Genomic DNA, 13,029 nt, shown 5'->3' with positions numbered 1-13,029 from the left:
TATGTTGACACATCATCAAGCGTATTGAGGAAATTCCTTTGGCACAAATTTCAAAAGCCTTGGCAATCTCACGGAAAAGCGCGCAAACAAACAATCTTCCTTCGTCTCTGATAATTTGCCTGATGACATTAGTCCTTTTCTGATATGTTGAGCTTTGTACACATCTCCTATTGTAAAACCCGCGACACTTAACGCCGCCATATACAGATCTAAACATCTTCTTACTAAATCAGGGTGATCGTCATAATAACGATTCCCTTCCGAAGGAGTAACCTCCCCAGCCAAAACCGAGGCAGCAAAATCTATATATGATTTTGCCTTCTCCTTAGAGCATGCAACGATGCTTAGTCGCGCCAATCTTTGCTTTTCAAGATACGGAACGCGATCATCTTTTAAAATAACATCCAGCGCATCATTAAATTCTTTCAAAGCATTCCCGTATAGCTTTACCCTATGAAGAAAGTACGAGCCCACAACATTAATCGAAAATAATGAGCCGGCCAAAAATATAATATATAAAAACATCTTATTTCCTCCTATTTTTCTTTTTTCCTTCAGAAGAAATCAATGATTTCAACATATCGTTGAGCCTCTTCTGTTCGTTTTTTATTAATCTTTTTTGTTTTTCCCATCCGCTTATAATTTCTAGGGCCTTTTTCATTTGATAGGGGATATACAATGCCAAAATTCCAGCAAGCAGTTGATACCAAACGAGCCCACATACCAACCCGATTATGTATAACACGAAAAACATCGTGAGGAGAAAAATTTCTTTCCCTGCAACTTTTGCCAAGTTAGTTAAAACTTCTAAAATCTCTTTAATTTTATCCATGAATTGAATCGGGGGAAGACCCACGTTAACACCCCATTATATTAAGCTTTTACATCACGAAAATTTATAAGAATCATACAATTAAAAAACCAACCTCTGGAGTCAATGAGGCGATTTTAAAAAAAGGACTTGTACGTATAGCATAAACGTGGCATGATATTGGCATAGTCGGAAGTCGTGCGCCCAATCGGGCCGCGGCTTTTTTTGTTTTAAGCTTTCTCTCTCGAAAATATCATGCCGAACTTCGCCCCTACTCCAGACCCACGGATTAGGCGTGGTCGTATTGTATCTACACGGGGCGGCCTTTGTATCGTGCTAAAACGCCAGAAAGACCGCGTGGCACTCGTGCCGATCCGTAAAGGCCCAGAAAATACCCACCGTGCCGATGTCCACCCGTCTTGGATGGATGCGGCGATGCTCGGTCTCAAAACGTGTGACGTGATCCGATGCGCTCCGTTTACGCTGCCTCACACAGCGGTGTATTCTATCGGTTCAACAGTTCCCTCCACCCTCATGACCCGCGTTTGGGCCGCTGCCTGCAAGGAAGTGCGGACGCAGGCGCGGGAAGATGCCTATACCCAACGGAGAACATTATGAGCCAGCAGACGTTACACAACGCCCTCTCTGACGATGTTCTGCGTGCCATGCTGAACGAGATCGCAGATGGTTACACGCTTAACACCGTCTGCTCTGGACGCGATGGACGTCCAACAACCGGGGACTTTCTGCGCCTTATGAGTGACGGCGGGGAAAAGACTCGCTTCTTTGTTGAGGCTTTAGACATCTCATGCTGGGTGCTTGCTGATGAAATTCGCGCCCTTGAGGCAGAGACAGACCCTCTTCATGCGGCGGCCAATAAAGCACGGTTCGAAATGCTGCGCTTTGAGATCGAACGCCGTGAGAGTGTCAGTCACGCCATTATGACGGCGCTAGAGAATAAAAAATAAGTTTAAGTAAGTTGAGGAAATATCATGGCTTGGCCAAAGGGAAAACCGCGTCCTGTTGGTGCTGGTCGGAAAAAAGGTGTGCCCAATAAGGCGACCGCCGATATTCGTGCGCTCGCACAAGAACATGGCACAGACGCACTTGAGACGCTGTGTAGCATTGCCAGACATGGAGAGAGTGAAGCAGCACGCGTAGCAGCCGCCCGAGATATTTTAGACCGTGCTTACGGCAAACCAAAGCAAACCATTGACGCAAGCATGAACCGTAGCGTCACATCTATGACAGAAGAGGACTTAGCTGTATTAGCTGGGATAGATCATGGCGAGGACAAAGCGGAGTGAACTTGAGCGACTTGTAAGAGATAAAGCGCGAGCAGAACTCAAGGGTCGCCAACAAGCTCGTATTGATCCTCTCGCTTTTACGCAATACACAATGCCTGCTTATGAAGCAGGGTCTCATTTACAGCTTCTTTCTCACAAGCTTATGCAAGTTGAGCGTGGTGAGATCGACCGTCTCATGGTTTTCATGCCACCACGGCACGGGAAATCAGAGCTTTCCAGCACGCGCTTCCCTGCTTGGTATTTAGGGCGTCATCCGACACGCCAAATTATTACGGCTTCTTACTCGGCTGATCTGGCAGAGAACACATTCGGACGTAATGTTCGTAATCTCTTCCGCTCTCCTGAATTTTCAAATGTCTTTCCTAATATTTTGCTTTCCAATGACAGCAGCGCAAAGGGCCAATGGGCGACTAATAAAGGCGGGGTCTATGTCGCCGCTGGTGTTGACGGCGGCCTGACGGGCAAAGGTGCCCATCTTGCGATCATCGATGACCCCTTTAAGGATCGCAAAGAAGCTGAGTCCCAAGTCATTCGGGACAATGTGTGGGATTGGTATCGGTCTGTCCTTTACACCCGTCTGATGCCTAGCGGTGCTATCGTGCTCATTATGACGCGCTGGCACCCAGACGATTTGGCAGGTCGGCTTCTTAAAGCCCAAGACACCGGAGGCGACCATTGGGATGTTGTTGAGCTCCCAGCATTAGCTGATAGCCCTGATGATGCCCTAGGACGCTCAGAAGGCGAGGCGTTGTGGCCTGACCGCTATCCGTTGCCAGCGCTTAAACGTATTCGTGACACGGTTGGCCCGCGCGAATGGGCCGCTCTTTACCAGCAAAAACCGACAGAAGCTGAAGGAAATCTCTTTAAGCTGACGGCCTTGTCCTATCTGGATGCTGAACCCTCTGGCGTAATTGATCTTGTCAGACGTTGGGATTTGGCCGCTACGCGTGATACGGGTGGCAATGACCCTGACTGGACGGTTGGGGTTAAAATGGGGCGCTTGGACAGTCAGCATTATGTCATTCTTGACATTGTTCGTTTTCGTGGCGGCCCGCAAGATGTGCAACAAGCCATACTCAATACTGCCAGAGCGGATGGTTATGAGACGCGTATCGTCTTGCCAGAAGACCCCGGCCAAGCTGGGAAAGCGCAATCGGCTTACCTCACCGGTCTTCTCGTAGGGTATCACGTGCAATGCATTCGGGAAACGGGCGATAAAGCGACACGCGCGACCCCATTCGCCTCACAAGTAAATGTGGGCAATGTGTGTCTCGTAAAGTCCGCATGGAATGCCCCCTTTATTGAGGAGCTCCGCGCCTTCCCTGCTGCTACCCACGACGATCAAGTCGATGCCGCAGCCGGGGCTTTTACCGCCATTTGGACGCCCAATATGGGGCCATTAGCTCCTGATGATGCGGACAGTTTTTGGGCCGATGATGAGGGCGGGTATGAGGCGTTTTAAGAAGCGCCCTATAGGGGGCTTCTGTTTGTCATACCTCTGATCATCCGTGATGAACCGGTTTTCTTTCCATAGGTTTCTTTTATGCCTCCTTACGTCAATGGCCTTCCTATTCCGCCTATGCCGGATTTTGAACATTTAGCGCCTGACTTTCAAAAGAAGGTTTTTAGCTTTGCCCAGTCTCTTGCCGATGAGATGGTTCAAGAAGACCAAAGCACCGCCCCTTCAAGTGAGGAGCTTTTAAAGCCTTACCGCCCTGAAAAAGGGGTTATTGGCACCTACAGACGCGGCCCGCGTGCTGGGAAAATTGGCGATGAAGCGCCCCGCATAACGGTTTCCAACATGCCTCAAACGCCGATCGGAATGGGCGGTTTTGCACAAGGTGGAGAGTTTTTACATCAAGGCGTTGGTTTCCCCGGCTTCCCTGCCCTGTCAGCACTCGCGATGCGAGGGGATTATCAGAATATTCTCACCGCTAAAGTGGACGGTGTTCTGCGGTCATTTGGGGAATGGCAGCCTCATGACACACTTGATAGTAAGATTGATAAAAAACAGATTGATGAACTGAATGCCGCTCTAAAAGAGTTTAACGTTCTGTCTTTCCTGCGTGAACTCGTCAGTCACGAGACCATTTATGGGATGGGGTTCGGTCTTGTCACGATGCGTGGTGATGATGGCCCCGACGGGGAAACGGAAACCCCGCTCACTCTCACCCCCCACAAAATGGGCAAAGGAAACGTCAAGGGCTTCCGTGCCATTGACCCTACATGGATCAGTCCTGATGCGTATAACACACAGAGTGCGGCATCGCCTTGGTATTACAAACCACAGGCGTGGTGGGTTCAAGGAACCTCCTACCATGCCAGCCGGTGCATGACGCTGATCACACGCCCTGTGCCTGACATTTACAAGCCAGCTTACAATTTCTCTGGTGCTTCATTGCTGTTCATGGCCAAGCCCTATGTCGATAACTGGCTCAAGACGCGTGACAATGTGACCGCACTGCTTTCGACTATGCGGACAATGGCGCTTACAACCAATTTTGACCAAGTGCTGAGCGCAGAGGGGCGAATGCGTCTGAAGCAGCGTGCACGAGAGTTTAATGCAGCCCGGAATAATATGGGCCTGATGATGATTGGGAAGGATGAAACTCTTACTAACATCACCACGCCCCTTTCTGGGCTCGACCGTCTGCAAGCTCAAGCGTTAGAGCAGATTTGTAACATCACGCAAATGACGGTGATGGAGTTTACAGGCAATCAACCGACAGGGCTTAACGCCTCCAGCGACGGGGCTTTGCGGCTTTCTGATGACCGTAAAAAGTCCTATCGAACCCTCCATCTTGAGCCGATCATCCAGCGCATAAGCGATATTTTACAGTTCCATCTCTGGGGCAAGAGGCTGATTGAGCTGGGTGCCGTTAAATGGGAGTGGCATCCAATCAGCGAGCCTCCACCCCGTGAGAAAGCCGATATGGACTGGAAAGATGCTCGCGGGCTCGCTGACCTAGTCGATCTGGGCATTATGTCTGCCGAAGATGCGCGTCGCGCTCTTCTCCGTTCGGGGAACCGGCTTTCTTTAGGGATTGAAGAGGAAGACAGCCATGACCTTGGCGGTGAGGAAGAAAACCCCTAAAGGCACGCCCTTCCCGCGCCCTAATGTCGGCATTGCGGAGGCTTACAGGCGGTCTATGCACCGTGCCATTGCGCTCATGGGCCGTAATTATGTGCGTGAGATCAGGCAGCTCTATCAGCAGAACGGCCTTGGCCTCGTTGGCGATGAAGCCCCCCATCAACCCCGTGATGAACATGGGCGTTGGGTTTCACAAGGTGGCGCGTCTTTTGTGGAATTGCAAAAGACATATGCCGCCCTTCTAGATCGCTTGGAAGCAGAAGATAAACAACGTGGGCCTTATGGGGTTGCGGCATGGAATATGGGGCCAGGTGGGCACGACACCCGCCAAGAAGCCGAACTAAATCGCCCTGTTGTGCTGGGAGAAATCCCTCATCCTGACATTCCTCATGTGCGCATTCCTATTATCTTTAGCGAAGGGCGGCAAAAAACGACGCATCCTAGTGGGAAAGGCTGGGGCCGTCGGCATATTGAGTTTAGACATGGGCGTCAGATCAGAGAGCTGGGGTTTAAGCATGCGCTAGAATTCGCTCATTATATCGTGACACATCATACGCAAGATATAGAGAGCCCACGCCATCGCAGCCGCAATCTTGTTATCACGAAAGAATCAGTTGAGCATATGATAGAGGCGCTCCATCTAACGCCTGTAGGCGACCACTATCGCGTCACCACAGCCTATCCAACGGACGCGAAAATGGAAACTATACGGTAGCGGGCAGAGGTTTCCAAACTCCTCTTATGGGCAATACACGGCCTTATCCCAAAGGTTGAGTCAGCATACACCTAACAAACGGGCCGAGGTGAGAGATTACAGGATAATTCACCCGCTACGTCTTTAATCCTATCCCCCGATCTTCCCAATCGTCAAGCTTATTAAGCCCCCCCCTTGAGGGAACGAACGATGACACATTCACCGGATGATGATCGTGCGTATGAAGCGCCTTTCATGCCGCTTTATCCTGCGCATTATTTCCTTGATCAAGAGAAGGAACGCGCAACATCCCTTGCTGATAGCTCTGACAATCCTACCGTAACAGCGGCACGCCAAGTGCTGGAACGGCTGGCTGGGGAATGGCAACATATCTTTGACACGCAAAGCCAGGGGCTAGCGTCTGATTTTGTTGACGCTGTCGTTGGTCGTCAGTCGCATGATGTACGGCGTGTCTTGAGGCGCTATGCCCGCGTGGCTCGTTTGTCGCGGTATCATGAAGAGCTCGACGTACCGTCTTACCAGCCACCTTCAAGTCCTCTCCCTTCTCTTGGCCCATCGCCAACAGAGCAAGAGGAACAAGAAGCTCTCGACGCGTTGCAAGAACATACGGCCACGCAAGCGTTGCGCAATGTTGGGCGACGGCATGAGGAAGGATGGGTCGGATGGCGCAATAACCGGCCCGGCCCCTTACCCTCATTGCCCTCTGATCGCACCAGCGAGGGAAAAGAGCGTCTCAAAACGATCCAAGAAGCGGCTGTTGAGCAGAATGTCGCCCTTATTCGCTCTATCCCGCAGCAGTTTCACAATCGCGTGGTTCAGGACGTTTACAAGGCTCTCACCAATGGATGGCCCCTTGATGAGCTGGAACAGTCATTGCGCCATCATTATGGGGTCACACGTAAACGCGCAGCTTTTATTGCCCGCGATCAAAACCGCGCCATCACGGCCCGCCTTAATGTTGCTCAAGCTCTCGAAGCATGGGGGACAGATGTTGAAGCCTATTGGGGTCATGTCGCAGGGGGTGAAACCCACCCGCGCATGAGCCATGTGGCAGCCCATGGAACACGTTTCCGGTTGTCAGAAGGGTGTTGCATTGATGGCGAACACATTCGACCGGGTGAGAAAATGGGCTGTAAATGCTGGTTTTCCATACATATACCAGGATTTGATTAGATGCTTAGTAACATAGCCGACGCGGCTCCGAGTTCGCGCTGGAAAGATGCCATTAATGCCCTGCATGCTGGGAAATCTGTCATAACGAAAGCTGGGGTCGATGAGTATCTCGGCAAAGATTTGTCCGTTCCAGGGTTAGACCCCCACAAAATATATCGCATCTATCGGCCGCCTGACGTGATTAAAACGGCTCTGCCCGCGATGAGGGGCCTGCGTATTCTGGACGGTCATCATTTTGAAACGGCCGACAACCTCGCTCAGGATAAGCTGGTCGGCGCCACAGGCGACCAGCCTGAGATGCAAGGGGATGCTGCTCTTATCAACGTTACCATTTGGAACGGCCCAGCCATCCGCGACATTGAAACAAAAAAGAAAGAACAGCTTTCCCTTGGGTATGGGTCAAAGATCACAATGACCCCTGGAACAGCCCCCGACGGACGTCCCTATGACGGGAAAATGACTAAAATCATCCCTGAGCATGTCGCACTCGTAACCGTTGGGCGCGTCAATCATGAGGGGAATTCAGGCCCCCTTGCGAAAATTGCTGATACTGGAGACATGATGGACTTTCAAACTGCCATACACGTTCTCTGCCAGACCTGCCCTGATACACCCGCTGATGAAGTGCGTGCGAAGATTACAGAAGCCCTTGCAGAGTTGAACACTAAAGAGGCCAAGAACGGCCCCAATCCAACATCCAAAGAGAACAACACGACAAAGGATGAGGCCTCCGTCTCGTCCAAGTCCTCACCGAACGCTGTGAACGAGAAAACGCTCAATACCCTAGAGCGCTTATCAAACGTTCTCACCCAAATTTTCACGAAAAAGGACACCGCTATGGCGGATGAAGACGCTAAAAAGAAACATGCAGAAGAAGAGCGTATAGCACGGGATGTGTTGCGCCGTATGGGCGATAAAGACCCGACTAACGTTCGTGAATGCCTTGAGCATATGGGCCTAACGGACGCGGCTAAACGCGCTATGACGCAGGATGAAGCTCATGGCAAAACGGGGGATGCGCCCGGATATAAACATACGCAAAATGACCTATTTGGTGGGACATCCACGAATACCATTTCTGGTGGCGGTCATGGGCGCAGCGGTTGGCATCATGATGAAGGCACCAGTAAAGAGCAGGAGGAGAAGGAAGATGACAAAGAAAAGCGCATGAAAGCGGCGCGTCTCGAAGCAAAAGACCTGCTCGATAAAGACATGCACCCAGAGGCTGTGGCGCTTCACTTAGAGAAAAGCCGGAACCTCTCAAAAGAAGACGCGCAAGAGCTTGTGAAGCGAGCCCGCAGCATTCCCGCTTCTGAGAATAAGAAAACGGACAAAGACACATCCAAAACAAAAGATGAAGAAGAGCGGAAGCGTAAAGAAGAAATCCGCCGTGAAGCCGAGGAACAACGCAAAAAAGAGCGAGAAGAAGAGGGGAAAAGGCGCAAACAAGCGGACGAAGCGCGCGACGATGTGGAAAAAGAAACCGGACGACTGCACGGCTGTAAAACAGGCGATAGCGCGGCTGATCTCTACCGTGTTGGCCTTGCTAACCTTGGCTATCAAGGGGCGGATACTCTCCCAGAAGAGGCCTTACAAAGCACATTTCGATCCTTCGCCGCGCAACGCCAGCAGGGCTCCGCACATTTAGGAGACAGCGCTGAAAGCTCCCAAAGAACGGCAACTGTTCAGACCCTCGCTCGTGAGCTTCTCAGCTAAAGAAAGACACTTATCATGGCACAAAAAACAGTTTCACTGCTCCAGCCTATCGGCACGCCGGGGCAACGCGTGAACCTCAATCCGCTCAATGTCGTCACAGCCCCCAATGGCGGCTTTTGCGCAGGGAAAGCTGGCCTCGCTATAGGGGCTTTTGCATGGCAAAACCCCGCTGATCCAAGCGGTCGCTCTTTGCTCAATTCTGGCACGGGCAGCCCTCTCGGTTTCCTTCATAAGACACGGACGGGTGTGATCACGACATGGCTCGCCCGCTCAGTGGACGGGCTGCTCCCTGGGCAAGAAGCTACGCTTTATAATGGCGGGGATTTTTACGCTGTCGTTGGGGGAACGGCCCCCGTTACGGCCCAAAGCCGCGTTTATGTTGATCCGACCAATGGGGCTGTCTGTGCGAGCACAACAACCAATGCCGTGCCGACAAACTTCACCTTTACCGCCTCAGCTCAAGTGGGAGCCCTTGTCAGTATTTCCGGCTACGGCACAGTTGCTGTGCAACCCAATAACGCGGCCTTTCCTCCGCAGCCCAATGGAGCGCCGCAAAACACAGCCTCACAGCCCGCCATGACAGAAGCAGCCTCTTCTACCACGGCGCAGAATGATGCTTCAGATACCAAAGCCTCCTCCTCCACGTCTAAAAAGTCTTAAACCATGTCTCTTAATCCTAATCTTCAGAAAGTCTTTGAGAGCGGGCACGCGCTGGATGTGTTCGCTAAAACGGGCGTTCATTTTAACGCAACGCCTGTTGGGGCTCCTCAGAACGCGCCTATCCATCTTATCGGAGCACGCGCCAAAATTGGGGATGCAGCAACAACGGCGCCCCAACATTGCCTCCTGATGGCAGCCTCTCAACGGCTAACAACAATGGCTGGCTGCTCTCTGTCCTTCAATATGTCTCGCCCGAAACTGTCGATGTTATTTACGGCGCGATGAATGCTGGGCGTGCTTTTGGGGAACGCATTATTGGGTCGTCCACTGACCGTGTCATTACATGGGCCAATGCTGAACAGGTCAGCAGACGCGGTGCTTATGATGATTTTGCACCGCCCCCTCTTTCAGACGTCAACTATGATTACGATCAGAGAGAGACACGCCGTGAAATGACCGGTATTGTTTATGGCGATTTTGAGACGGACATGGCAGGACGTTCTCGCCTCAATCTCATCCAAGACAAGCGCAAGTCAGCCGCTCTCTCCATGGCTAAGTTCCTCAATGAGGCTGCTCTCTATGGCCTCTCAGGGCAATCAACCTATGGGTTCCTCACCGATCCAAATCTGCCCCCCGCCATCACGCCCGCTGTCTGGAAAGATGCCACCACGCCAGGAAGCGGTGGGAATATCGTGTTGTGGACAGACAAGAACGGCTATCAAAAATTCGAGGACGTGCGTCGTACTTACAATCAACTTCTCCAGCAATCGGGGAGCATGATTGATATTTCACAGTCGCGCAATCTGAAGAAGAAAATCTTGATCGGCACAAGCCTTCAGAACGATATTATTGGCACGACCAATGAATATCAATTTGACATGGCCAAGCAATATGACGCGCTCTTCGGTCAAGGCATGTGGGAGATTGTCGCCCTTCCAGAGCTTGATGACCCCGTGCGCGGCGCTACTCTTGCGATCATTATTGAAGAATATCAGGGCGTGAAGACCTGCTATTGCGGCCATCAGCTCAAATATCAAGAAGGCCGGATTGAAACCCACTCCACCCATTACAGTCAAAAGGTGTATGCCCAAACGGCGGGCTTCTTCGGGGTGCGTCCCTTCCTCATTGCTAAAATGACGGGCCTTACAGCGCCTACACAACCGTAAAGGAAACACTCATGGCCTTCGTTGTCAGCAAAGCCTTTCATGATGTCATCTTTGACATCTCTCCTCCCCTTGTTTTTGACCCACATTCCACACAGCCCCCACGAACTGATCATGGTCGCACACGCAAGATTATCATTCGTGGGACAAACATGACCGTTAAGCATGTCGTGAAAAATACGGACGGGAAGCGTCGCATTGGCATACGTGATCATGGGGAAGCCGCCCCTGATGCTGTCATGCTCACAGAGATCGCTGATCAAGACTGGGAGGCCCTTAAAACCCTCCATGCGGGCCATCCTCTATTGGTGAACGGTGTGATCCGCAGGGTGCAGAAAAAACGTGACGGTAAAAGCATTGGACGGGAATTGGAGGGGATGCGCACGCATGATCGCCGCCTGCCCAATGATCGCGAAAGCGCCTCTGAAGAAGCCCAAAAACGAGCGGAAGAGAACCGCGCCCCCAACACGAGCGACGCTGACACGATGGATATCTTAGAAGCGATGAGCAGGTTGCGGTGAATTTTCGCCGTGCTGAGCGCTTTGTGGATAATACACCCGCGTCCATCATCTCGGATATGGATGACCGTCAAGAGGTGCTCTATGACCTGACGGCCTTTTATCTCGTGCTGGTGCAAAATGCTGTGACAGCGACGCCAAGCGCGGAGGAAGGTCAGACAGGCGGCACCTTAGAGCCGGGAATGGTGGGCTCCCTTACCTCGGCTCATGAAGGGTCTGTCGGGGTGGGGATTCAGTCGCTCCAATCTGGGAACGCTAGCGGAACCGAAAAGTTCCTGATGCAGAACCAATTTGGCGCGATGGCATGGCAGATCATCCAGCGTTACCTTCACGGCCCGCTCTACGAAACCGTTGGGCTTGCTTGGGATGCGTACTTATGGCCGTAAAATCAGGCTTTGGGATGGATGTGAGTGGCCTTGAAAAGCTCAAGAAGCAACTCCAGCAGCTCAGAGAGCAATTCCCCAAAGAAGCGACCTTAACAGTGGGGTGGGATCAGAATTGCCGCTATCCAGATGGCAAATATGTGGCCCCTATCGCGCTCTTGCAGGAATATGGCGGCATTGTTCCAGCCCCACCTGATATGAAAGGCAAAAGCACGGTGCTCATTCCCGCACGTCCGTTCTTGCGCCCCTGCATGGCCCAGCATGAAGCGAAATGGGATTATATCTTGGCTCAAGGTGTGAAAGAAGCCATCACGGATAAAAGCCTGACGGGCGAGAAAATCCTCCTTCGCGTCGGCCTTACGATGAAAGCTGATCTGAAAGCCTCCATCAACGCTGTTAACTCTCCCGAGCTATCAACCTACACAATCCGCAAACGGCTCGAAAAGCGCTCTTATTCTGCCGATGCATTAAAGATGGGCATGCCTGCAAAACCGCTCCAAGATAGTGGCTATATGCTCTCCAGCATTGCGTATTTCTTACGCCCAGGCATACCGGGGAAGGATGGCTAAAGGACGCTGCTATGCGGCCCCCATTCAGGGAATGAAAGCCCACTTGCAGAAAGTTTGTCACGCGCTTTTTCGAGGTCATGACTGTTCTGTAAGTTAAGCCAAAACTCAGGGCTCGTCTCAAAACGCTTTGCCAGCAATAACGCCGTTTCCGCCGTCACAGAGCGTTCTCCCTTGAGAAGCTGAGAAATTCGGTTTGGCGCGACGCCAATGTCACGAGCAAGCTGGCGGCCGCTTATGGCCAGCGGTTCCAAGAATTCTTCCCGCAATACATCGCCTGGAGTGACATATCCTAGTGTTCTCATCGCGTGCCTCTTATTATTGAACGATATACCCAAATTGCGTATAAAAGACCTGTTGAGGCAATGAAGCCCAACATAAAAGGAGGTTGCTTATGAGCAAATCCCCTAAGCGTGATGAAATCATCTTTTGGCTTGTCGTCATTCAAACGCTCTGCACTGTTTCTGAAACAGCAAAGGACGTTGGGGTGTGGCTTGCCTCATGGATAAAATCTCATCACTAAGCGGTATGGGGGGAAGAAATTCCCCTCATATCCTTAACTCTTTTGCGGCAAAGGATGCAGCATGAACTGGTTTCTTGAACGGCCCAGCCGCCTGTGGTGGATGATTGGCCTTGTCGCCCTCCTCAGTTTTTTATACGGCCTGATAAAAGTTCTATCTACATAAGGAGACTCTCATGACACCGACACGTTTCCGTGAATGTCTTGATGTGTTCCATTGGTCACAGCGAGGCTTTGCCCGCATTATTGGGCGTGGTGAAGGCACTGTGAGGCAATGGGCACGTGGCGCTGTCAGTATTCCCTTTGACGTCGCTCAATGGCTTGAGTCATGTGCGTCTTTTATGGAGGCTCACAGACCACCAGAACGCCACCAACATGCCGATAAACAATAGCGTCTTTTCACACT

18 protein-coding genes are annotated in these 13,029 nt (G+C 51.5%); 15 read left to right on the top strand and 3 right to left on the bottom strand.

From position 1 onward, the window contains the following. Positions 1-15: 15 nt before the first annotated feature. Positions 16-525: a hypothetical protein gene (locus GS535_RS03850; protein WP_160792506.1), complete on the bottom strand. Its 510-nt coding sequence runs from the start codon at positions 523-525 to the stop codon at positions 16-18. A gap of 1 nt (position 526) precedes the next feature. Continuing rightward, complete coding sequence (locus GS535_RS03845; RefSeq protein WP_160792505.1) at positions 527-856, bottom strand: hypothetical protein; 330 nt, start codon at positions 854-856, stop codon at positions 527-529. Between the two features lie 210 nt (positions 857-1,066). Between GS535_RS03845 and GS535_RS03840 the strand changes: the two genes are divergently transcribed. The 13 genes from GS535_RS03840 (at position 1,067) to GS535_RS03780 (ending at position 12,106) form a co-directional block, all read left to right on the top strand. Then, positions 1,067-1,429: a hypothetical protein gene (locus GS535_RS03840; protein WP_160792504.1), complete on the top strand. Its 363-nt coding sequence runs from the start codon at positions 1,067-1,069 to the stop codon at positions 1,427-1,429. Beyond that, positions 1,426-1,779, top strand: coding sequence for a copper resistance protein NlpE (locus tag GS535_RS03835; RefSeq protein WP_160792503.1), 354 nt, complete (start codon positions 1,426-1,428; stop codon positions 1,777-1,779). The genes GS535_RS03840 and GS535_RS03835 overlap by 4 nt, the downstream gene beginning before the upstream one ends. 24 nt (positions 1,780-1,803) lie before the next feature. Then, a complete protein-coding gene (locus GS535_RS03830; protein ID WP_202401645.1) occupies positions 1,804-2,118 on the top strand; it encodes a hypothetical protein in 315 nt (104 codons plus the stop codon). Beyond that, positions 2,096-3,580 (top strand): phage terminase large subunit, encoded by a 1,485-nt coding sequence (gene terL / locus GS535_RS03825; protein WP_160792502.1) that lies wholly within the window; start codon positions 2,096-2,098, stop codon positions 3,578-3,580. Before GS535_RS03830 ends, terL begins: the two co-directional genes overlap by 23 nt. Before the next feature lie 81 nt (positions 3,581-3,661). Next, on the top strand, positions 3,662-5,212 hold the full coding sequence (locus GS535_RS03820; protein ID WP_160792501.1) for a DUF1073 domain-containing protein: 1,551 nt from the start codon (positions 3,662-3,664) through the stop codon (positions 5,210-5,212). Then, positions 5,181-5,924 carry a hypothetical protein gene (locus GS535_RS03815; protein ID WP_160792500.1) on the top strand — a complete coding sequence of 248 codons (744 nt, stop codon included), beginning with the start codon at positions 5,181-5,183 and terminating at the stop codon, positions 5,922-5,924. Before GS535_RS03820 ends, GS535_RS03815 begins: the two co-directional genes overlap by 32 nt. Positions 5,925-6,113: 189 nt before the next feature. After that, positions 6,114-7,097, top strand: coding sequence for a phage minor head protein (locus tag GS535_RS03810; protein WP_160792499.1), 984 nt, complete (start codon positions 6,114-6,116; stop codon positions 7,095-7,097). Next, on the top strand, positions 7,098-8,813 hold the full coding sequence (locus tag GS535_RS03805) for a DUF2213 domain-containing protein (RefSeq protein WP_160792498.1): 1,716 nt from the start codon (positions 7,098-7,100) through the stop codon (positions 8,811-8,813). Positions 8,814-8,828: 15 nt separating this feature from the next. After that, positions 8,829-9,473 carry a hypothetical protein gene (locus GS535_RS03800; protein WP_160792497.1) on the top strand — a complete coding sequence of 215 codons (645 nt, stop codon included), beginning with the start codon at positions 8,829-8,831 and terminating at the stop codon, positions 9,471-9,473. A 179-nt stretch (positions 9,474-9,652) separates the two neighbouring features. Then, positions 9,653-10,639 (top strand): DUF2184 domain-containing protein, encoded by a 987-nt coding sequence (locus tag GS535_RS03795; protein WP_160792496.1) that lies wholly within the window; start codon positions 9,653-9,655, stop codon positions 10,637-10,639. Positions 10,640-10,650: 11 nt separating this feature from the next. Further along, on the top strand, positions 10,651-11,157 hold the full coding sequence (locus tag GS535_RS03790) for a hypothetical protein (protein ID WP_160792495.1): 507 nt from the start codon (positions 10,651-10,653) through the stop codon (positions 11,155-11,157). Next, entirely contained in the window at positions 11,154-11,540 is a 387-nt protein-coding gene (locus GS535_RS03785) for a hypothetical protein (protein ID WP_160792494.1), read from the top strand. The genes GS535_RS03790 and GS535_RS03785 overlap by 4 nt, the downstream gene beginning before the upstream one ends. Beyond that, positions 11,531-12,106, top strand: a complete 576-nt coding sequence (locus tag GS535_RS03780) for a hypothetical protein (protein WP_160792493.1) — start codon at positions 11,531-11,533, stop codon at positions 12,104-12,106. Before GS535_RS03785 ends, GS535_RS03780 begins: the two co-directional genes overlap by 10 nt. Here the strand turns inward: GS535_RS03780 and GS535_RS03775 are convergent. After that, on the bottom strand, positions 12,103-12,408 hold the full coding sequence (locus tag GS535_RS03775) for a HigA family addiction module antitoxin (RefSeq protein ID WP_160792492.1): 306 nt from the start codon (positions 12,406-12,408) through the stop codon (positions 12,103-12,105). The two genes, GS535_RS03780 and GS535_RS03775, sit on opposite strands and share 4 nt — an antisense overlap. An 89-nt stretch (positions 12,409-12,497) precedes the next feature. On the opposite strand from GS535_RS03775, the gene GS535_RS11200 reads away from it, so the two are divergent. Both GS535_RS11200 and GS535_RS03770 read left to right on the top strand, forming a co-directional pair. Continuing rightward, the gene (locus GS535_RS11200; protein WP_018980334.1) at positions 12,498-12,626 is read left to right on the top strand and encodes a hypothetical protein; all 129 of its coding nucleotides are present in this window, start codon (positions 12,498-12,500) and stop codon (positions 12,624-12,626) included. Positions 12,627-12,799: 173 nt separating this feature from the next. Beyond that, on the top strand, positions 12,800-13,015 hold the full coding sequence (locus GS535_RS03770) for a nuclease (protein ID WP_160792491.1): 216 nt from the start codon (positions 12,800-12,802) through the stop codon (positions 13,013-13,015). The last annotated feature ends 14 nt before the right edge of the window (positions 13,016-13,029 follow it).

This window comes from Saccharibacter sp. EH611, assembly GCF_009834765.1.
GTDB lineage: Bacteria > Pseudomonadota > Alphaproteobacteria > Acetobacterales > Acetobacteraceae > Saccharibacter.
Note: the sequence above shows the minus strand (reverse complement) of the source record. Positions and strands in the feature narration are given on the sequence as shown.